16 protein-coding genes are annotated in these 21,350 nt (G+C 59.5%); all 16 read right to left on the bottom strand.

Translation table 11 applies throughout. From position 1 onward, the window contains the following. Positions 1–203 precede the first annotated feature (203 nt). Positions 204–1,493, bottom strand: a complete 1,290-nt coding sequence (gene hflX / locus AB5Z14_RS05585) for a GTPase HflX (RefSeq protein WP_368130640.1) — start codon at positions 1,491–1,493, stop codon at positions 204–206. Continuing rightward, complete coding sequence (miaA, locus tag AB5Z14_RS05580) at positions 1,493–2,431, bottom strand: tRNA (adenosine(37)-N6)-dimethylallyltransferase MiaA (protein WP_368130639.1); 939 nt, start codon at positions 2,429–2,431, stop codon at positions 1,493–1,495. The genes hflX and miaA overlap by 1 nt, the downstream gene beginning before the upstream one ends. Further along, positions 2,431–3,801 carry a tRNA (N6-isopentenyl adenosine(37)-C2)-methylthiotransferase MiaB gene (gene miaB / locus AB5Z14_RS05575; protein WP_368130637.1) on the bottom strand — a complete coding sequence of 457 codons (1,371 nt, stop codon included), beginning with the start codon at positions 3,799–3,801 and terminating at the stop codon, positions 2,431–2,433. The genes miaA and miaB overlap by 1 nt, the downstream gene beginning before the upstream one ends. Positions 3,802–3,867: 66 nt before the next feature. Continuing rightward, positions 3,868–4,185 (bottom strand): stage V sporulation protein S, encoded by a 318-nt coding sequence (locus AB5Z14_RS05570; protein ID WP_368130636.1) that lies wholly within the window; start codon positions 4,183–4,185, stop codon positions 3,868–3,870. Between the two features lie 74 nt (positions 4,186–4,259). After that, complete coding sequence (locus tag AB5Z14_RS05565; RefSeq protein ID WP_368130635.1) at positions 4,260–5,345, bottom strand: ATP-binding protein; 1,086 nt, start codon at positions 5,343–5,345, stop codon at positions 4,260–4,262. A gap of 1 nt (position 5,346) precedes the next feature. Beyond that, positions 5,347–6,897, bottom strand: coding sequence for a ribonuclease Y (rny, locus tag AB5Z14_RS05560; protein WP_152078534.1), 1,551 nt, complete (start codon positions 6,895–6,897; stop codon positions 5,347–5,349). Between the two features lie 257 nt (positions 6,898–7,154). Then, the gene (locus AB5Z14_RS05555) at positions 7,155–7,847 is read right to left on the bottom strand and encodes a regulatory protein RecX (RefSeq protein WP_368130633.1); all 693 of its coding nucleotides are present in this window, start codon (positions 7,845–7,847) and stop codon (positions 7,155–7,157) included. A gap of 11 nt (positions 7,848–7,858) precedes the next feature. Next, positions 7,859–9,004, bottom strand: a complete 1,146-nt coding sequence (gene recA, locus AB5Z14_RS05550) for a recombinase RecA (protein WP_368130632.1) — start codon at positions 9,002–9,004, stop codon at positions 7,859–7,861. Positions 9,005–9,261: 257 nt separating this feature from the next. After that, positions 9,262–9,792 carry a CinA family protein gene (locus AB5Z14_RS05545; protein ID WP_368130631.1) on the bottom strand — a complete coding sequence of 177 codons (531 nt, stop codon included), beginning with the start codon at positions 9,790–9,792 and terminating at the stop codon, positions 9,262–9,264. A 12-nt stretch (positions 9,793–9,804) separates the two neighbouring features. Continuing rightward, positions 9,805–10,353 carry a CDP-diacylglycerol--glycerol-3-phosphate 3-phosphatidyltransferase gene (pgsA, locus tag AB5Z14_RS05540; RefSeq protein WP_438265655.1) on the bottom strand — a complete coding sequence of 183 codons (549 nt, stop codon included), beginning with the start codon at positions 10,351–10,353 and terminating at the stop codon, positions 9,805–9,807. A gap of 99 nt (positions 10,354–10,452) precedes the next feature. Further along, the gene (rimO, locus tag AB5Z14_RS05535; protein ID WP_368130628.1) at positions 10,453–11,802 is read right to left on the bottom strand and encodes a 30S ribosomal protein S12 methylthiotransferase RimO; all 1,350 of its coding nucleotides are present in this window, start codon (positions 11,800–11,802) and stop codon (positions 10,453–10,455) included. Between the two features lie 26 nt (positions 11,803–11,828). Further along, on the bottom strand, positions 11,829–12,326 hold the full coding sequence (locus AB5Z14_RS05530) for a YajQ family cyclic di-GMP-binding protein (protein WP_022094699.1): 498 nt from the start codon (positions 12,324–12,326) through the stop codon (positions 11,829–11,831). Positions 12,327–12,352: 26 nt separating this feature from the next. Continuing rightward, positions 12,353–13,864, bottom strand: coding sequence for a RodZ domain-containing protein (locus AB5Z14_RS05525; RefSeq protein ID WP_368130627.1), 1,512 nt, complete (start codon positions 13,862–13,864; stop codon positions 12,353–12,355). Beyond that, a complete protein-coding gene (locus AB5Z14_RS05520; protein WP_368130625.1) occupies positions 13,864–16,644 on the bottom strand; it encodes an FtsK/SpoIIIE family DNA translocase in 2,781 nt (926 codons plus the stop codon). The genes AB5Z14_RS05525 and AB5Z14_RS05520 overlap by 1 nt, the downstream gene beginning before the upstream one ends. 1 nt (position 16,645) lies before the next feature. Next, the gene (locus AB5Z14_RS05515) at positions 16,646–18,316 is read right to left on the bottom strand and encodes a ribonuclease J (RefSeq protein WP_368130624.1); all 1,671 of its coding nucleotides are present in this window, start codon (positions 18,314–18,316) and stop codon (positions 16,646–16,648) included. Positions 18,317–18,956: 640 nt separating this feature from the next. Next, complete coding sequence (locus tag AB5Z14_RS05510) at positions 18,957–21,203, bottom strand: polyribonucleotide nucleotidyltransferase (protein ID WP_368130623.1); 2,247 nt, start codon at positions 21,201–21,203, stop codon at positions 18,957–18,959. Positions 21,204–21,350: the final 147 nt, after the last annotated feature.

The raw sequence follows: 21,350 nt of genomic DNA, 5'->3' as shown, positions 1-21,350 counted from the left end.
GCCGGCCCCGACGGAGGGGAGGCGCCGCGCGCTCGGGCGGCGCGCCAGGGAGATAGTGGACGAGATAGTCGAGAAGCGCGGCCTCAAGAAGGAGTAACATCGGGACTTGCAGCGACGGACCTCAGGACACTCTTACACCACGTCTGCGCGCGCGACCTCTACCTGTTGCACCAACCCATCATTTTGGGAGTTTTGGAACTCGTTTACTCCGTACGATAGCGCTCGATTTTCGGCGCGATGCGAGCCGGCAGCTTAGCCACGATGCGAACGCCATCCTCTAGATACTCCTCGTGCAACAAGGTGCCCTGCTCGTGCACAAGCGTGATCAAGACGCCCTCTCGATACGGAATATCGGCAGACAGCAATACATCCGTTGCCGCCGCCTCGCGAGCGATGTGCTCGACTAAATCATCAAGCCCCTCGCCCGTCTCCGCCGAGAACAGCACAGCCTCGGGGTGGCGACGACGAAAGCCCAGGCGATCAACGCTATCGAGCAGGTCGATTTTATTGAACACGGTAAGCGTCAAGCGCTCACCGGCACCGATCTCATCGAGCACGCGATCGACAGCCTCGAGCTGACGCTCATAGTCCTCATCAGAAGCATCCACGACCTTAAGGATCAAATCGGCGCCGAGCACCTCGGATAATGTAGACTTAAAGGCATCGACAAGACCGTGCGGCAGCTTTTGGATAAAGCCGACCGTATCGGTAATGGTCATGCCGCGACCACCAGGCAAGCGATACGAGCGCGTCGTTGGATCGAGCGTGGCAAACAGCTTGTCCTGCGAAAGCACTGTAGAGCCCGTCAGCCGATTGAGCAACGTAGACTTACCGGCATTGGTGTATCCAGCCAACGCAACGCGAAACGCCGGCGACTCGATACGACTCTTGGATTGAACATCACGACGCCGCTCTACCTGTTCAAGCTCGCGACGAAGCGCGGCGATCTTGTTGCGAATCAAGCGACGATCGACCTCGAGCTGGCTTTCGCCCTGGCCAAAGCGTGAACCGATACCGCCACGTGTCTGTTCCTTGGCAAGATGGCTCCACATGCCACGCAGACGTGGCAGAAGATACTGCAGTTGCGCTAACTGCACTTGCAGACGACCCTCACGTGTCTGAGCATGAAGGCCAAAGATATCAAGAATCAATGCGGTGCGATCGACAATCTTAACCGGTTCGCCCACGGCTTTCTCAAGATAAGACTGCTGCGAGGGCGTTAAATCGTCGTCGAAGATAACGACATCGGCATCCATACGGTGCACAAGCCCGCAAAGCTCCTCAACCTTACCGGAGCCAATAAACGATTTTGGATACGGTTTTACCAGTCGCTGTGACAAACGAGCCACACACTGGGCGCCGGCCGTATGGGCCAGGCGCTCAAGCTCGTCAAGCGAACGCTCGAGCGGCCAGGCGTTATCACGCCACTCAACTCCGACAAGAATGGCATGCTCGGGTTCAGGCGCCGTAGGAACAAGGGGAAACCGAGCCATTAGGCCGCCTCGATACGGTGAAGGATATCCTCAACGACCTCATCGATCGTAAACTCGTCCATATCGAACCACACGATGCGGTCATCGCGTTTAAACCACGAAAGCTGTCGCTTGGCATAGCGACGCGAACGCATCTTGATGAGTTCGCGAGCCTCATCCATGGAAATAACGCCGTTAAAGGCATCGATAATCTCTTTGTAGCCAATCGCCTGCATCGACGTCAGGGCATCTCCCAGCCCCTGATCCATAAGACCGCGGACCTCATCAACAAGACCTTGCTCAAACATCAGATCAACGCGTAGGTTAATGCGCTCGTAGAGCACCTCGCGATTACGCGTCAGACCAAACCACAGAGCATGATAATGCTCGCGCGGAACACCGAACTGTGACTTTTGCTGGGCATAAGACACACCATCATCATGCATTTCGAGTGCACGAATCACACGGCGCACGTTATGGGGATGAATGACCGCAGCAGACTCAGGGTCGCGTTCGGCAAGCAGCGCATGCAGCGCCTCCTCACCAATACGCTCAGCAAGCTCCTGATAGCCCACACGGCGATCATCCTCAAGCTCTCCCGAGGGAAAATCCATCTCATCAAGAGCAGCCTTAAGATACAAGCCCGTACCGCCGCAAAACACTGGTAGGCGCCCCGATACAAGTAAGCGTTCAACATGAGCTCGAGCATCGGCCTGATACAGCGCTGCAGAGTACGCCACCCCAGGCTCTACGATATCGACCAGGCGCAGCGGCGCCGTACACTCGTCGGGAGCCATCTTTGCCGTGCCAATGTCCATGCCTCGATAGATTTGCATTGCATCACATGACAGCACTTCGGACGAAAGACGAGCGGCCAGGCGGTCGGCAACATCGCTCTTGCCAACCGCCGTCGGTCCGACGATCGCTACAGCAGAAAGACTTGCACCGGGAGAAATCATTAGCGAGGCTCGCCCACAACGGAGCCAGACAGATACCACGTCTTGGCGACATCCACATCGACGTCAACGATCTTGCCGATGAGCTGATCGATGCTATAACCTGCAGGAATCGGCGCATGCACGGTCTGGTTCTTGGGGCTCTTGCCAAGAAGAACAGCATCATTCTTCTTGCTCGTACCCTCAATAAGTGCGGGCACCACAGTGTGAAGCTCGCCCTGGTTGTACTCATGCGCCGTGGTCTCGATAACCTTCACCAGACGGTTAAAACGCTCAAGAATAACCTCGTGCGGCGTGGGGTCATCAATCTCGGCAGCCGGGGTACCGGCACGCTTGGAGTAGATGAAGGTGTAGGCCTGCGCATAACGAACCGTCTCGGCAAGCGAAAGTGTCTGCTCAAAATCTTCTTCGGTCTCACCGGGGAAGCCAACGATGATATCGGTGGAGAGCGCAATATCGGGCATACGGTTACGGATGCGATCCACCAAGCCCAGATAGTCCTCGCGCGTATAGCGACGATTCATCTCTTTGAGGATGCGCGTCGAGCCCGACTGAACGGCCAGATGCAGCTGCGGCATGACGGCAGGCGTCTCGGCCATGGCGTCAATGGTCTCGGGCAGCAGGTCCTTGGGGTGCGAGGAGGTAAAGAAGATACGCTCTACACCCGTATCACCCACGGCACGCAGCAGGTCGGCAAAGCGCGGTTTGCCAAACAGGTCACGACCGTAGGAGTTGACGTTTTGACCCAGCAGCGTAATCTCGCGCACGCCCTGGCGCACCAGACCGGTCACTTCGTCAACGATTTCCTCGAAGGGGCGGCTCTTTTCGCGACCGCGAACATACGGCACGATGCAGTACGTACAGAAGTTATTGCAGCCCGTCATAATGGGCACCCAGGCGTGATACTGCGTCTCGCGATGCCACGGCATGCTCATGGCATCCGTGTCCTCGTGTTCGTTGGTACGGATGTGGCGCTTGCCGTCCAAGAACGCCTCGGCGATAAGTTCCGCCACATGCGCAATGGAATGCGTGCCAAAGATGACGTTAACGTTATCGACGTTGGTAAGCAGACCCTCGCCGTCGCGTTGGGCAATACAGCCACCGACGGCAACCACGCGCTTGCCCGAAGGCGAAGGCGGCAGGCTCTTGCAGGAATTGCACTGTCCGTAAAGGCGAGTATCGGCAGCCTCGCGCACGCAGCACGTCATGAAGACGACGATATCGGCATGCTCGGGATCAAGTGCCATCAGGCAGCCATACGAATCGAGCAGGCCACTCACACGCTCGGAGTCATGCTGATTCATCTGGCAGCCAAAGGTGCGGATAAAGTAGGTTTTACCGGCAAGAATATCGCGTGCGGAACGCTGATCCATGTGAATTAGTCCTAACGGGGTGGAATCGACGGAATCACGAAAACGAACGGACGCAGGGCAATGCGTCTATGCCACAGGCTTAACGTCATCCATGACGACGTTATCCATAGCAGATCGATTAATCTGGTGAACATAAATCGAAAGACGGATAGCCGTGCGCGACTCTCCGTTGATGAGGATGTCCGAAAACACCGGTGCGCAGGAAATATCAAAACCGGTCGGAATCAGAAAACCGCGCGCGATGGCAACGGCCTTGATGGCTTGGTTGACAGCACCGGCACCGACACACTGAATATTAACCGGCACACCATCTTTGACCATGCCGGCAATAGCGCCGGCAACGGACGCGGGCGATGATTTGCTTGATACCTTCAGGCAATCCATGAAGAAACTCCTGCGTTTAAAAGTACGTTTTAACTGCAACAACTGTATCGTACCGAGCGGACTCGGTAAAGGCACTATTCCTCTTTGGCAAGATCGAAGGTCACGGTGATGCGATCACGCGAAACGCGAATCTTGGGGTCGCCGCAGAGGTTGAGATAATACCGGGCGGCAAGCTCATTAAAGTCGCGCTCGACAGCGCGAGAGAACTGAGCCATGTCGTCTTTGGCGATGCGCAGACCGCGCCGGTCTTTTGCGAGATCGACCGGGGCGGGGGCATGCGATGTCGAATCGCGCTCGCGCAGCAAACGCGCCGTCACGCCGCGTACGGGCTTGATTTGACCAGCCAAAATGCGATGAGCCGTTCGCTCGGACATCTCGAGACCCAAGCCCAAACAGATACGGATAAAGTCCTCAGCATCCGAGGCAAGACCCAGGCGGTCGACAACGGGAAGCTCGTTCTCGTCATCGATGAACAGAAGATGCGACGTATCGAGGCGGCTGGATGCCTGAGCATAGAGGGTCGCGGCGATCTCTGACGGAGAACCCAGATACACATCGCAACCACGCAGTTCCTCGAGGGCAAACTCGCACGCAGCGCGAATAATGTTATGCGGGCCGCGAGCACAGACATAATGCCCGTCCTCGTCCTTGACGGCCTGAGGCCAACTCGACTGATCGGCGCGCTCGCCGAGGCGGTCGGTGGCGACGCTCACCTTAAAGGCTGAACCAAGATCGACACCGGACGTGACCACACGGGCCTCATCGGTGTTCTGCTTGATCGAAAACAATGCCATGCCACGACCGTGAACGCCCCAACGGTCCATCTTCATGCTCTCGAGCTTAGACGTGACGCGGGCATCGAAGATACGCTCCTGCATATCCAGCGGAACACCCGAACCATTGTCCAAGAAGACGAGCGTGCGGACGCCATCCTCTTTGGTCGTGGCGAGATAGACCTTGTCGGCGCCGGCATCACGAGCATTACGCAGCATCTCGATAACAATGTCCTCGACATGCTGAATGTCGTGCTTTGCCTGGCGCCGCTCGGCCTCCGAAACGCGGAGGCGGACATACCCCTCGCCAAGGTTCTCCTCGACGCGAAGGTTGCCCTCCCCCGACATCGACGCGATAAATGAGATGAGCTCGTTCGCGTCGCTCATGTTATTTAGCGATATCGACAGCGCGGCTCTCGCGAATCACGACAACACGCACCTGACCGGGATACTCCATCTCTTCCTCGATCTGATGGGCGATATCGTGTGCCAGGACCGTGGACTGGGCATCGGAAATCTTATCCGGCTGAACCATGACATGGACCTCACGACCAGCCTGCATGGCATACGTGCGCTCGACGCCGTCATGGGAGTTGGCGATCTCCTCGAGCTTCTCCAGGCGCTTGATGTAGTTCTCAGCCGACTCGCGACGAGCGCCGGGACGAGAGGCGGAAACGGCATCAGCCGCCTGGACCAGAACATCGAGCACCGTGTTAGGATCGACGTCGGCGTGGTGGGCCTCGATTGCATGGACGATAACGGGCTTCTCGCCATAGCGACGGGCGAGCTCAGCGCCGATGACGGCATGCGGGCCCTCGACGTCATGGTCGATAGCCTTGCCCAGATCGTGCAGCAGGCCGGCACGCTTGGCGGTTACAACGTCCAGCCCAAGCTCGGATGCCATAACGCCGCAGAGGTCGGAGACCTCGAGGGAGTGCTGAAGCACGTTCTGGCCAAACGAAGTGCGATAACGCAGGGCGCCCAGGGTCTTGACGATCTCGGGGTGCAGGTCATGAATGCCGGTATCGAAGGCAGCCTGCTCGCCAGCCTCGCGCACGCGCTGCTGAACCAGGTCGGCGGCCTTGTGGTACATCTCCTCGATGCGGGCGGGGTGAATGCGGCCGTCGGCAATGAGGTTCTCGAGGGCAACGCGGGCGGTCTCGCGACGGACCGGATCAAAGCTCGAAAGCACGACGGTCTCGGGCGTGTCGTCGATCACGAGATTGACGCCGGAAACCTGCTCGAACGTACGAATGTTGCGACCCTCGCGGCCGATGATGCGACCCTTGAGGTCGTCAGAGGGAATGTGCACGGAGGTAACGGTGACCTCGGCGGTGTGGTCGGCGGCGCAACGCTGAATCGCAAGGGAGAGGATCTCCTGAGCGGTCTTGTGGCACTCGGCGCGAACCTGCTGCTCGGACTCGCGGATGATCGTGGCAGCCTCGTGGGTAACCTCGCCGCGGACCTTATCGAGCAGCTCCTTGTGGGCGTCCTCACGGGTCAGGTCGGCGATGCGCTCAAGCTCGGAGGTCTGCTTGGCGCAAAGCTCCTCAAGCTCGCGAGAGCGCTTCTCAACCTGGCCAGCCTGGCTGGACAGCTGATGCTCGCGCTTGTCGAGGGCATCGTTACGGCGATCGAGAGACTCCTCGCGCTGCATCACGCGGTTCTCGAGCGTACGAATCTCGTTCTTACGCTGCTTATCCTCGGCCTCGGCAGCCTGCTTGTTCTTGATGATCTCTTCCTTGGCCTCGAGCAGAGCCTCTTTTTTGAGGGTCTCGGCCTGACGCTTTGCATCGCCGATCAGGGACTCAGCCTGTGCGTGTGCCGACTGAATCTTTTCGTCGGCCTCGTGAAGACTACCCTGCTTGGCGGTGCGCATGTAGAAAATGGCGGCGACGGCACCCAAAACGATGCCGACGAGCGCTGCGATGATAGGCATGCTCACTCCTTTTTATGGATTCGTTACACAACAAAGCGAACCGTCCTTACGAACGGCTCGCGACATTTGAGTAATATGGGCGCAGCTTATGCGGGTCGGATACAGATAAACATATAAACAAACTCATCACAGATGAGCACATATCACAAAGCAAATGACAGTAATTATCGTACGTTGAACCGCAACAACTGTCAAATAAATAGCCCCAGCACGGCGGCTAAAACGCCGTGAACGGCAAGGCCGAAAAACGCATGCGCCTAAACTACACATTCCTCACGTTCGGCATCGAGGCGCGCCTTAACGGCATCGGCGGCAATGTGGTAAGAAAACCCTTTACCCATCAAAAAACGAACGAGTTTTTCGAAACCACGCGTCTCGGGAACACGACGCTTAGCAAGTAAAGCCGATGCACGGGCCAAGTCGTCATCCGCGGCAAAATATTCCTCAGGATAGCCCGGGATATCATCAAGAACAACATGACGGCGTTTAAGCTCGGTCTCGATCTTGCGCTGCCCCCAACCGCGCCGTTTGCGTTCCTCGATAAAGTATGAGCAAAAGCGATTCTCGTCTAAAAAGCGATACTCGGTGGCGCGCTCAACGGCAAAATCAATCGCAGCCGTGCGAAAGCCATAACGAGCGAGCTTATCACGGACCTCACCCGTTGCGTGATCACGGCGCGAAAGCATCTCGGTCACCATGGTGAGCGCGCATTTTCGCTCGATGAGCTGCACGGCCTCGCGAAACTCGTCCCAATCGCAGGGAAGATCGGGGCGGTTTTTCATGTACAGGCGAGCCACCCGCACGGGAATCCAAATGGATCGTTCAAAACCGCCCTCGAGCTCACAGTCGATATGTGCACAGGGCTTTTTAGATGCATAACCGCTCGAGAACGAGGAGGCAGCCATCTTATCGGGAAAGACGACCGTGGCCTCGGTCACCGTATACGACATGTCGGTATCAACTACTCGTCATCATCGAGCATTGCGGAGCCGTCAATGGCATAGAGCTCATCGAGCTCCTCGGGCTCCGGCTGATCGGTCAACTCGACCTCGGACGGAGCGTCGTCATCAAACTCAAGGCCGCAGGCAAGGCGAACCTTATGCTCAATCTCGTCAGCGCAGTCGGGATGTTCGCGCAGGAATGCCTTGGCGGCCTCACGACCGTTGCCGAGCTTGTCCTCGCCATAGGCAAACCAGGAGCCCATCTTCTTACAGATACCGCACTCGACGGCCATGTCCAGGATCGAGCCTTCCTTGGAGATACCCGTACCGTACATGATGTCGAACTCGGCGGAGCGGAACGGAGCGGCAACCTTGTTCTTAACGACCTTGGCGCGTACGCGGTTACCGATAACCTCGTCCTTAAGCTTAATGCTATCGATACGGCGAATGTCGATGCGCACCGACGAGAAGAACTTAAGGGCGCGACCGCCCGTCGTAGTCTCGGGATTACCAAACATGACACCGATCTTCTCGCGCAACTGGTTGATGAAGATACAGGTCGTGTTGGATTTAGATAGCGAGCCAGCCAGCTTACGGAGCGCTTGGCTCATCAAGCGGGCCTGCAGGCCGACCGTGGTGTCGCCGATCTCGCCCTCAATCTCGGCGCGCGGGGTCAAGGCGGCGACAGAGTCGACGACGATAGCGTCGATGGCGCCGGAACGCACGAGCATGTCAACGATCTCGAGCGCCTGCTCACCCGTATCGGGCTGGGAAATCAAAACCTCGTCGATATCCACGCCGATACGGGCGGCATAGGTGGGATCGAGCGCATGCTCGGCATCGATAAATGCCACGACGCCGCCCATGGCCTGGGCTTCGGCCAAGATCTCGAGCGAGAGTGTCGTCTTACCAGAGGACTCGGGACCATAGATCTCGACGATACGACCACGCGGAACGCCTCCGATGCCCAGGGCGGCATCGAGGGCCAGAGCACCCGTGGGAATAGCCTCGACCTCGAGCTCGGAACCGCCGTCGCCATACCTCATGATGGAGCCCTGGCCGAACTTCTTCTCGATCTCGGCCTTGGTGGTGGCGATCATATCATCGCGCTCTTTACCCGTCGTGCGCGCATGAACGGTACGAACGGGACCTGAATTCTTGGCCATGAATAGCCCTCCTCTTAACAACCTGTATCGATAATAAACGAACGGCTGTTCGTGGTCAACCGTTCAGGCCAATCATATGCAGCCGACCTTTCCAAAACCCAACCAAACGCCGACCAAACACTGACCAAACACTTGACCGCAGGGACCCCAAATGAGGCATTGCAAATAAGAATACGGCAAATACCAGCGAAAACGACGAATCTGCTAGAGGTCCCTATCTCCACAATTAAGGGGCCCGAAAGCCCCTTAAAACACTTCTATTCCATAGAGTCGAGCACGAAAACAATGCGCCCCAGTGCTTCCGCGACCGCATGGGCACGAACGCACGAACGATCGCCCTCATAATGGCAGCGAACGGAATCGATAACCGGCCCTTCCCCATCGGCAGAGCGATACGCCCAACCAATATAGAAGGTGCCAGCCGGATCGTCCTCGGTACCTCCACCGGGGCCGGCATAGCCCGTCGCGCTCACGGCAATATCGCTCTGGTACAGTTCCAGCGAACCAGCTGCCATCTCGCGCGCCGTCTGATACGAAACCGCGGTATAGCGGTCGAGCGTATCCTGTTCAACGCCAAGCACGCGATGCTTTATCTCATCACAATAGGTCACCGCACCGCCGCGGAGCACCGCCGAGGCGCCCGGGATATCGGCAATCGTCGAGGCGATCATACCCGCCGTCAAAGACTCAGCCGTCGAAACCGTCACGCCACACACACTCGCGCGCTCGACAATTTCGCGCGCCAGCGCCTCATTTCTCAAAGCAACCTGTTCAAAAGACTCCGTCATACCCACCAGGACCTAGACCGAAAAGACGATCTTGCGGCAGTTCCAGAAATACTGGGCACCCGAGATAACGGTCAGGACAACGGCCACGGCGTACAGGAAGCGAGAAACCGAATAGATGCCGAGCGTCAGCGACACCGGGCCCAGCTGCAGGCCGGCCATCGCAAAGACGCACAGGTAACCGCAGATGGAGACCATCGTGGTCGCCGTCTTATACTTGCCAAGCTTATCGGCAGCGACGACCACGCCGGCAGCGCTCGCAACCATGCGCAGGGCGCTCACCAGCAGCTCACGGAACAGGATGATGAATACGGACCATACGGTCACGGCGCCAAAGTCCAAGAACAGCAGCAAAGCCGAGAACACGAGCAGCTTATCGGCAATAGGATCCAAGAATTTACCGAAGTCGGTGATCTCGTTGCGCGAACGAGCCAAATAGCCGTCAACCTTGTCGGTGCACGACAGAATGACATACAGAATGAAAGCGGCGGCAGCGAGCGGGCCGTCGAAGGTGCTCCAGTCCGTGCCGGCCACGCTCGTATGCGACAGGGCCGACACGATCATGAACACGGGGATAAAGACGATACGCACGCACGTCACGATGTTGGCGGGCGTCCAAACACTCGTCAGTTCCTTATTGCTCTCGTTAGCCACGACGCTCTCCTACTCCACAACATGACCGATAAGCTCGTAGCAGAAGCTATCGGTAAACTCGACCGTCAGAATATCGCCCACGGACGCCTCGCTGGCGTCCAGATGCACCGCGCCATCGGAATCGGGCGCCTGGAACCAGGCGTGACCGATCAGCTCGGCTCCGTCCTCGGTCTCCTCGATGCCGTCGACGATTACCTGGGCGCGCTCCCCCACGTGCGCGGCGGTCGCGGCAAAGCCAAGCGACTCGGCCAGGTCCATGGCCTCTTGGGCGCGCTCGAGCTTAACCTCTTCGTCGACCTGACCTTCCATCTTGGCGGCCAGGCTGCCCTCCTCCTGCGAGTAGGCAAAGACGCTCGTGTAGTCGAAGCCCACGGTGTCCATAAAGTCGATGAGGTCGCGGAACTCATCGTCGGTCTCGGTCGGGAAACCGACCATGGCCGTGGAACGGATAACGATACCGGGGATGCGCTCGCGCAGGTCACGGAACAGACCCTCGAGCTCCTGGCGCGAGCCGGAGCGGCGCATGGCCTTGAGGATGCGCGCATCGCAGTGCTGCACGGGGATATCGATATAGAGCAGCACCTCCGGCGTATCGCGGATAGTCTCGATAAGCTCGTCGGTCATGCCCTCGGGCTGCAGGTAGAGCACGCGGACCCAAACGTTATTCGGACGCACCGCCTTGGCAACAGCCTGCAGCAGCTGCGCCAGGTTGCGCGGCGAACCCTCGGTGACGTCCTCGTCGGCAAAGTCGGTACCCCAGATGCCCGTATCCTGACCGATCAGCACGATCTCGCGCACGCCGCCGGCGACCAGATCACGTACCTCGGAGATAATGCTCTCGGCATTGCGCGAATGATAACGGCCGCGGATGTAGGGAATCATACAGAAGCTGCAGAAGCGGTTGCAGCCATCGGAAATCTTGACGTAGGCAACGGCACCCTCGACGGTACGCTTGACCTGCGGAATATAGGCAGCAATCTCGCGCTCGACGCCCAACACGCCGTCGATGACCGCCACGATGCCGTCTTCCTCGTCGGCCTTCACAAAAGCCGCGACCTCGGGCAGCTCGTCGGGCAGGTCGTCGCCGTAACGCGACGGCACGCAGCCGCACATGACGATGGGGCAGGAACGGACGCCGTCCTGCACCTCGTTGGCAAGCTCGAGCGTGGTCTCGATGCTCTCGGACGTTGCGGAGGCAAGGAACGAGCACGTATTGACGATGGCGATATCGGCATCCTGCGGGTCAAATGCCTCCTCGTAACCCGCAGCGGTCAGCAGCGAACGCATGCGGTCGGTATCGACCTCGTTCTTGGCGCACCCGAGGGTGATGTAGAGCACGGAGCCCAACGGTGTATCCATGTTGGAGAGCGGTCCTTTCGAATGAATTAGCGGTAGTTGGTGAACTGCAGCGGCTGGCCGTAGTCCTGGTCGCGCAGGAACTGAATCACAGTCTGCAGCGCATCCTTCGAAGCAGAGGAAACGCGAAGTTTATCGGCCTCAATCGTCACCTTAACCTTAAGCTTTTGATCCTTAATGTCCTTGTTGATCTTCTTGGCGGTCGCCTGGTCGATGCCCTCGACGATGTGGCCGAGCACGCGGACAGTGCCGCCGGAGGCAGCCTGCGGGGCATCCCAGGAAACAGCCTTAAGATCGATGCCGCGCTTGATGAGCTTGGAGCTCAGCACGTCGATGATCTGCTTGGAGACAAAGTCGGCCGGGGCATTGATTGTAAAGAGCTTATCGCCCTTCGAGAGCTCGATCGTGGCACCGGAATCCTTAAGGTCATAGCGCTGGGAAATCTCGCGCGTGGTCTGCTGGAAGGCGTTGTCGACCTCCTGCATGTTGACCTCGGACACAACGTCGAAGCTGGAATCTTTAGCCATAGTTCATCCTTTCGATTACGAGCGGCTTAGTAGCTGTCGTACGAATAGTCGGTAGAATCGGTTGCCGCTTGACCATCGGCAGCGGTATCGGTGCCATCAGTGGACTGGGCATCGGTGCCGTCGGTGCTGTCGGTACCATCGGTGGAATCGGCACCATCAGTACTTTCGCCATTCTCGGAGTCAGTCGTCTCCTTCTTGGGAACGGTAATGGTCACGCGCGCCACGCCCGACGTCTTGGTGTCGTAACGGACCTTTTCGCCGTTCTTGGTAACGGTGACGTCGGAAGGCTTGGATGTGGTGATCTCAATCGAGGACTCGGGCGTGTACTCCTGCTCAAAGGGACCGGTCGCCTGAGCGCCATAGACCGACTTGCCATCGACCTTGACCTCAATCCAAGCGGTCTTACCCTTGGCAACGGAGACCTTGACCTTCGTGACCTCGTTTTCTTCCTTCTTGGCCGTCGTCTTCGTGGCATCCGAATCGGTCGACTCGTCCGTCGCCTCATCGGTATCTTCATCCGCATCGACGGTCTCGGTCTTCTTGGAAGACTTCTTAGTCGTTGTCTTAGTTGCCGCAGGCGTCTCGGGCGTCGACTCGGGCGCTGCAGAACCGCAGCCGCGCAGAAGCACCACGATGAGCACAATCAGCAGCAGGACGACGGCACCGATACCGGCGTAAACGATACGCGGATCAAGTCCGTTATTCTGAGGGGCGCGCGAGCCGCCGCGCCCACGATTGGAACTGCCGCGACCGCTGTTTTGGGGAATTCGACCGCGGCTGTTGTCGGAACGACCACGATAGCTTCCCTGCCCCTGAAGGCTACGTTGCCCCGAGCGCGGAGCGAGCTCGCCACGGCCCTGATAACCGCGCTGACCCGAACGAGGAGCGGATGAGCGCTGCCCATAGGGCTGCGACTGCGAGCGGAGACGCGGCGTTACCTGCGTGGTATCGGCATCTGAATAGCCGCCGCGCGGGCGACCGGCAGAAACGCCACGGTACCCGCGTTCGGAATATCCGCCATCGCCGTAGCCGGCACGAGGATCTCGTGCGATTCCACGGGCAGCCGGAAGCGCACGGTCTTCGGGCATCGGCGTGCTACGGAACCGGTCACGTTGAGAGCGAATCTCCTCGCCCGAACCCGTCTCGGTAATATAGCCGGCCTGCTGAGGTCGTTGGCCATAACGCGTTGAGCGTCCGCCCTGAACCATCAGAAAGCGCCCGTTGTCAACCGAGGAACGCGAGTTGACGTAGCCGGCGGCGTCCTGAAAACGCCCACCCTGCTGCGACGTCTCACGCTCATACGCCATCAGGTCGTCAAAATAGGCGTTGACGACCTCGCGCGGATTGAGGCCCAAAAAGCGTGCATAGCTCGAAATCATGCCCTGCGCATAGCCGCGCGGGGGCATCGAAGCAAAATTGCCATTCTCGAAAAACTCGATGATCTGCGGCCTGATTTTGATGGTGTTGGCGACCTGCTGAATGGAAAGGCCCATTCGGCGACGCTGTTCGAGCAGCATGTCACCAAAGCGTGCAGCCATCAGAATCCTCCAAACTCACGATCTTCACGTGCCATCTCGGCGTCGACAGACTCCAGTGCGGCAAGGCCTTCCTCGTCCAGCAGGACCTCGCGCGGCTTGGATCCATCAGGCGGTCCGACGACACCCTTTTCTTCCAGCATGTCCATAATACGCCCGGCGCGCGCATAGCCAACCTTTAGGCGGCGTTGCAGGCCAGATGTGGAGCCCAGCTGCGATTCCACCACAATATGGGCGGCTTCCCAGATGAGCGGATCATCGTCTTGCGGCTCGGCAACGCCGGTGCGCACGATGCCTCCACCACCCGCCATGGACATGGAGGCGGGAGCCACGGCCGAAAGAATCTCCTCGTGGTAATCGGGCTCGCTTTGGGACTTGACGAACTCGACGATCTCGTTGATCTCGTCATCCGAGACGAAACAGCCCTGAATACGACGAGGCTTGCCCCAGTCGACCTTGGAAAACAGCATGTCACCCAAGCCGGTGAGCTTTTCGGCGCCCATCTGGTCGATGATGACGCGAGAGTCGATGCCCGTAGCAACGTTAAAGGCAATACGGTTGGTGATGTTTGCCTTGATAAGGCCCGTCACCACGTTAGAGCTCGGTCGCTGCGTAGCCACGATAAGGTGGATACCGGCAGCACGGCCCAGCTGGGCGATGCGCACGATCGAGGCCTCGACGTCCTTGCCGGCAACCATCATCAGGTCCGAGAGCTCGTCGATGATGATGACCAGGTAGGGCATCTTCTGCGGCGGATTGTCGTAGTGCTCGAACTCGCCTGCAGCCTGCTTTTCGTTATAAGTCGAGATCTTGCGAACATTGAGGCGCTCGAAGACCTTCAGGCGACGCTCCATCTCGGACACGGCCCACTGCAGGGCACTCGCAGCCTGCTTGGGCTCGGTCACCACGGGCACGTAGAGATGCGGCAGGCCGTTATAGCCAGCGAGTTCGACGCGCTTGGGATCGACCATGATCAGGCGAACATCCTCGGGAAGCGCGCGCATAAGCAGGGTCGTGATGATGGAGTTGATCATCACCGACTTACCGGAACCCGTGGTACCGGCGATCAGCAGGTGGGGCATCTTGGCAAGATCGGCGACGACCGGCGTACCCTCGGCATCGCGTCCGATGGCAAGCTCGAGTGGGCCGCCCTTCACGTAGGGCAGCACGTCACCCAGGTTGACGTTTTGGCGCTTGCGATTGGGGATCTCGATACCCACAAGCGAGGTGCCGGGAATCGGCGCAAAGATACGCACCGACTGGGCGGCAAGTGACAGCGCGATATCGTCCTCGAGGCTCGAAATCTTGCTCACGCGCTCGCCCTCGCCAGGCTGCAGCTTAAAGGTCGTCACCGTAGGGCCGGCAATCCAGCCGACGACGCGGGCGCTGCGGCCAAACTCAAGCAGGGTCGACTGCAACGACTCAGCGGTCTGCTCCAGCTCCTTGTCCGAAGACGCAGCAGAAGCGGACTGCGGGTTGGCATGGAGAATCTCGAGCGGCGGCAGCTTGAGGCCGTCTTCTTCTTCGCCCTCGTTATCTGCGGAAGCGTCATTCGCTCCCCCATCGCAAGCAGCAGTCGTCTCGGCGACGCTCGCGGCAGACGCATCGGCGACCTTAGGATGCTTCAGGAAGTCGGGAATCTGCGGAGCGGCCGAAACAGGGTTCACGGCGAACGGAGGCTCGGACTCATCAATCTTGGCCGGATCATCTTCCATCGAAAGCTGACCGGTCACCTGACCGCGCTTGGTATGACGGCGCGGCAGCAAGGTCGTCTTGGCGCTCTCGATCGGAGTCTCATCGTCCTCGTCATCGCCCTCGGTAAGCTCAATCTCGCTCTCGGACCACGACGGATCGGGTTCACTTGTATTGAGCTTGGGCGCGGCCTTGCCCTTCTTGGCGTGGCAGCGCGGCAGCAGCGTCGTCTTGGCGCGCTCGGTCTCTACGGCATCGGACACGTCGACAAACGGGTCCTCATCCTCGTCCTCATCGTCCAGAATCGGATCGACCTCGCCGCCCATAACCGTAGTCACGGCAGCATCGGACCCCTTTTGACGCAGAATGCTCAAGTGAGGGCGGGCGATACCGGGGACCGAAAGGGCCTCATCGTCACCCCAGGGGCTCGCGTTGACGTCGGCACGACGGCGCTCGGCAAAATCGGCCGCACGGTCGCGGGCAGAGCGCAAAACGCCGCCCACCGAAAAGCCGATGATGACAAAGCCCACAACGGCCAGACCCAACAGGACAACCATCGCGATGGGCTTACCCAGGGCATTTTGCAACGCGCTCGCAATGAATGCACCGATGTACCCACCCGAGGCGGACAGGTTTTGCGGCGTGAACATAAGGTCGCACGAGTCACTGGTGCCCGGCACCATAAGCGACAAGATAGAGACGACGGCGACAAAGACCACCGCGCCGCCCGCAACAGAACGCACGTTGAGCGGCGAATCATCGCCCAAAAAGAGCGTGGCGGCAAACAGCAGGATAACGATCGGCAAAACGTAGGCACCCAGACCAAAGCCCAGGTGGTAGAAACCGGCAACCGCAGCCGTAACAGGTGCGGTCGCCGGCGAAATCACGGCAATGAAGGACGCAATCGCCAAGACGGCGATGACCACACCGGCGATATCGCGGTTGGCCGAAGGCTCGACCAGAGGCTCAAAATCGTCGAACTCGGCCTCGTGGCCCTTATTGGCACGAAGATGGGAACCGGCACCCTTAGCAGATGCCGGTTGGTTGTTGGCTTTATTGCCTTTGGCGTTTTGTGCAGATCCGCGCGCCAAACTAAACCTCCATGACGACCGGGATGATCATCGGACGGGTGCGCGTACGGCTCCAGATAAAGTTGGAGAGCGAGTCGCGCACGGCCTTGCGAATGGCATCGGAGCCGCTGCTCGTAAAGCTGAACTTGCCCTTCTCGATCGTCTTCATGATAGACGCGGAGGCATCCTCGGAGAACTGATCGTCGATGGCAAACGAAACGCCGCGGCCCGAGAACTCGATGGCCTCGATCTTCTTGTGCTTAAGCGAAACGATAGCGACGGCCGTGACCATACCGTCGTTGGCGAGCTTCTGGCGATCGCGCAGAACGATGGGGTCGGTATCGCCGATGCGCAGGCCGTCGACATAGACGACGCCGGACTCGACGGGCGTACCGCGCTTGACGATACCACCACGCATCTCGAGCGTGTCACCGTTGTCGAGGATAAAGATGTGATCGTCCTTGAGGCCCATCTTGCGCGCCAGCTGGGCATGCGCACGCAGGTGAACGGCCTCGCCGTGGACCGGCATAAAGTACGTGGGCTTGGCCATGGCCATCAGGAGCTTGAGCTCCTCCTGGCTGCCGTGGCCCGAGACATGGACGAGGGCACGGCTCTTATCCCACACATCGCAGCCAAGCTTAGCCAGGCTGTTGACGACCTGCTGGACAGCCTTCTCATTGCCAGGGACCGGCGTTGCCGAGAGGATGACGGTGTCGCCCTCGTGGATGGAAAGCGTCTTGTGCTCGCCGTTGGCCATGCGAGACAGCGCCGATAGCGGCTCGCCCTGCGAACCGGTGCACATGACGACGATCTTGTCGTCGGGCAGGTTATCGATATCGAAGGCGTCGATGATATCGGCATCGTCGATGTTGAGATAGCCGAGTTCGCGCGCCACGCGAGTGTTGGTGAGCATGGAGCGACCGGTCACAACGACCTTGCGGCCGCACTTGCGAGCGGCATCGCAGATCTGCTGCAGACGATGGATGTGGCTCGAGAACGACGCGACGAACACGCGGCCCGGGGCATTCTTGATGGCATGCAGCAGGTTGGGGCCAACCTCGGCCTCGGACTTGGTAAAGCCGGGGACCGTGGCGTTGGTGGAGTCGGACAGCAGCAAGTCGATGCCCTGTTTGGCAAAGCGACTGATGGCGGCATAGTCAGGCGTGACGCCGTCGATGGGCGTCTGGTCGAGCTTAAAGTCGCCGGTGTGCATGACGGTGCCCTGGTTGGTGCGGATGAACACGCCCAGAGCGCCCGGGATGGAGTGCGTCATCGAGAAGAAGTCGAGCGAGATGCCACCCAGATTGACGTGGCTGCCGCCCTTGACCTCACGGAACTTGGGCGCGCGGATGCGGAACTCGGAGAGCTTGCCCTCGATAAAGCCAAGCGTCAGCTTGCTCGAGAAGATAGGAACCTTGTTGTTGAGGTCCTGCAGCAGATACGGAAGCGAACCGGTGTGGTCCTCGTGTCCGTGGGTAACGACGATGCCGCGGAGCTTCTCCTCGTTCTCTAGAACATAGGTGTAGTCGGGAAGCACCAGGTCGATACCTGGCTGGGAGTCATCGGGGAACATGAGGCCGGCGTCGACGAGCACCATGTCGTCGCCGCACTCGAAGACCGTCATGTTCTTGCCGATGCCATCAAGGCCGCCGAGCGGGATGATCTTCAAGGGAGATGATTTTTTAGCTGCCATAGGTTAGTGTGGTTTCCTTTCTTCGAAACGGGTCTGGAACAACCGACGGGGCGCTTCTGGCAAACCGACCGCCGGGAACGTACAAACATGCATCGCAGAGTCGATGCAATAACTAAAATATGATACCCATTTGCACAACAACAGACCACCCATGCATCAAAGCCCCATCTGAACTGGTCTATCCCGCCGGTTTCCCGTGGGGCGGGCGCTGATGAAGTTTCCTGCTCTACAGTCCTGCTCACGACGGAGGCCACATTAAGTGGCCTCCTGTTCGTGCGGAACTCGCGATAAACTTCATCAGCGCCCGCCCCACGGGAAACCTGCCAAAAAGGGACAGGTTTGTTTTGGTCGGTTTTATCTGGGAAGATGCTGATGCGGCTATCTACAGATCTGAAATCTGACTACTGAATAGACTGTCTAACTAAATAGCGAGCGGCACTAACCAGCCCTTTTGCTTGCGACCGGGAGGGGCGCATATGAAGTTTATCGCGAGTTCCGCACGCAAAGGAAAGCACTTAATGTGCTTTCCGTCTTGCGCAGGACTGTAGAGCAGGAAACTTCATATGCGGCACTCCCGGGCGCAAGCAAAAGGGCGACCCCTATCCGGAGTCGCCCTTGTTGAGCTTATTATGTACGGCTGTTACTCGGCGTCATGGTGACGGCGGGGCTTGCGGCCTCCGTTGTCGCCGGGACGGCGCGGACGGTCACTGCGCTCGGAGCGCTCGCGACGCGGACGCTCACGACGCTGGAAGTGCTCGCCGTCGCCCTCGGAGGCACCCTCGGCGCGAGCCGGGGCCTCGGGCTTGTCGAGACGATCGAGCGAGATCTTGCCGCGATCGTCGACCTCGATGACGACGACCTTGACCTCGTCGCCCACGTTGAGGACGTCCTCAACCTTCTCCACGCGGCCCTTGGCAACGCGGGAGATGTGCAGCAGGCCGTCCTTACCGGGCAGCAGGTTCACGAAGGCGCCGAACGGCTGAATGGAGACAACGCGACCGGTGTACTCCTCGCCCGGCTCGGGAACCTTGATGATGAGCTTGATGCGCTCGACGGCCTGATCGACGGACTCGCCGGTGCCGCCGACAAAGACGGTACCGTCCTCCTGGATGTCGACCGAAGCGCCGGTCTCGTCCTGGATGCCGCGGATGACCTTGCCGCCGGAACCGATGACGTCGCGGATCTTGTCGGTCGGAACCTGAATGGAGACGATGCGCGGAGCGGTGCTGCGCGTAGTGTGACGCGGCTCGGGGATCACATCGAGCATCTTCTGCAGGATGAAGGCGCGACCCTCCTTGGCCTGCTGCAGGGCGCGGGCCAGGATGTCGAAGGTGAGGCCGGTGGCCTTGTTGTCCATCTGCAGGGCGGTGATGCCCTTGGTGGTGCCGGTGACCTTAAAGTCCATATCGCCCAGGAAGTCCTCGAGACCCTGGATGTCGGACAGGACCACGGTCTTGCCCTCCTCCTGGATCAGGCCCATGGCGATACCGGAGACCGGGCGCTTAATGGGCACGCCACCGTCCATGAGGGCGAGCGTGGAACCGCAGGTCGAAGCCATCGAAGAAGAGCCGTTGGACTCCATGACCTCGGAGACCACGCGAATGGCGTAGGGGAACTCGTTCTCGTCGGGGAGCACCGGGAGCAGGGCGCGCTCGGCCAGGTTGCCGTGACCGATCTCGCGGCGCTTGGGGCTACCCATGCGACCGGTCTCGCCGGTGCAGAACGGCGGGAAGTTGTAGTGGTGCATGTAGCGCTTGCCCTCGGTGGGCTCGATGGTATCCAGACGCTGGCCCTCGTTGAGCATGCCGAGCGAAAGGACGGAGAGCACCTGGGTCTGACCGCGCTGGAACAAGCCAGAGCCGTGAACGAGCGGCAGGTAGTTGTCCTTCACCATGATGGGACGGATCTCGTCGGCGGCACGGCCGTCAACACGCTCGCCGGTCTCGACGACCATGGTGCGCATGGCCTTCTTCTCGAGCTTCTTGAGCGCCACGGGGATCTCGCGCTCCCAAGCGGCTTGCTCCTCCTCGGTGAACTCGGCACGGATGGACTCCTTCAGAGCCTCAACCTTACCGATGCGGGAAAGCTTGTCGGCATCGCGCAGGGCAGCGGCCATCTCGTCGTAGTGGGCGAAGATGCGCTCCTGGACCTCCTCGACGGGCTGGTCGAGCGGGTACTCCTTCTTGACGATGGCACCATTGACCTGCTCCCACTCGGCGACGAACTCGTCCTGAGCCTGGCAGAAGGCAGCGAGGGCCTCCTGGCCAAACTTCATAGCGGCGAGCATGTCGTCCTCGGAGATCTCCTCGGCGCCGGCCTCGACCATCGAGATGAAGTCGGCGGAACCGCCCAGCTCAAGGTCCAGGTCGGAGTTCTCGCGCTCTTCATAAGTGGGGTTGACGATAAACTCACCGGTCTCCACGTTACGGCCGATGCGCACGCAGGCGAGCGGGCCCTCGAAGGGCACGCCGCCGAGCGTCATGGCCAGGGAGGCGCCCATGACGTTGATGACGTCGAAGGGGTTGACCTGGTCGGCGACGAGCGAGGTGGCGACGATGTGCACCTCGTTGCGGAAGCCGTCCGGGAAGCTCGGGCGGATCGGGCGGTCGATCATGCGGGCCGTGAGCGTGGCCTTCTCGCTGGGACGGCCCTCGCGCTTGAGGTAGCCACCCGGGATGCGACCAGCAGCGTACATCTTCTCGTTGAAGTCGACGGTCAGCGGGAAGAAGTCGTAGTTCTTGCGCTCCTTGGAGACGACCACGGTGTCGAGCATCGTGGTGTCGCCCTGCTTGACCAGACAAGCGCCGGTAGCCTGCTTGGCAAGCTCGCCGGACTCGAAGGTGTAGGTCTTGCCGTACAGCTCAAAGGTCTTGGATACGAGTGTCATTGTTCTCCTTTACCCCACAGGCCCCTTGCCTGCGGGCTTCTCATGTGACGCGGGCCCCCTGCCCCCGCCACGCTGTAGAGCGCGATTGTTCACGCCCTTACACAAAAAGAGCGCCCCGCTGCGCAGGACGCTCTTGACATGTACAAA

Origin of the sequence: Collinsella aerofaciens, from assembly GCF_040910265.1 — a bacterium.
GTDB classification, from domain to species: Bacteria; Actinomycetota; Coriobacteriia; order Coriobacteriales; family Coriobacteriaceae; genus Collinsella; species Collinsella aerofaciens_BK.
This window is presented reverse-complemented; position numbering and strand designations above follow the sequence as displayed.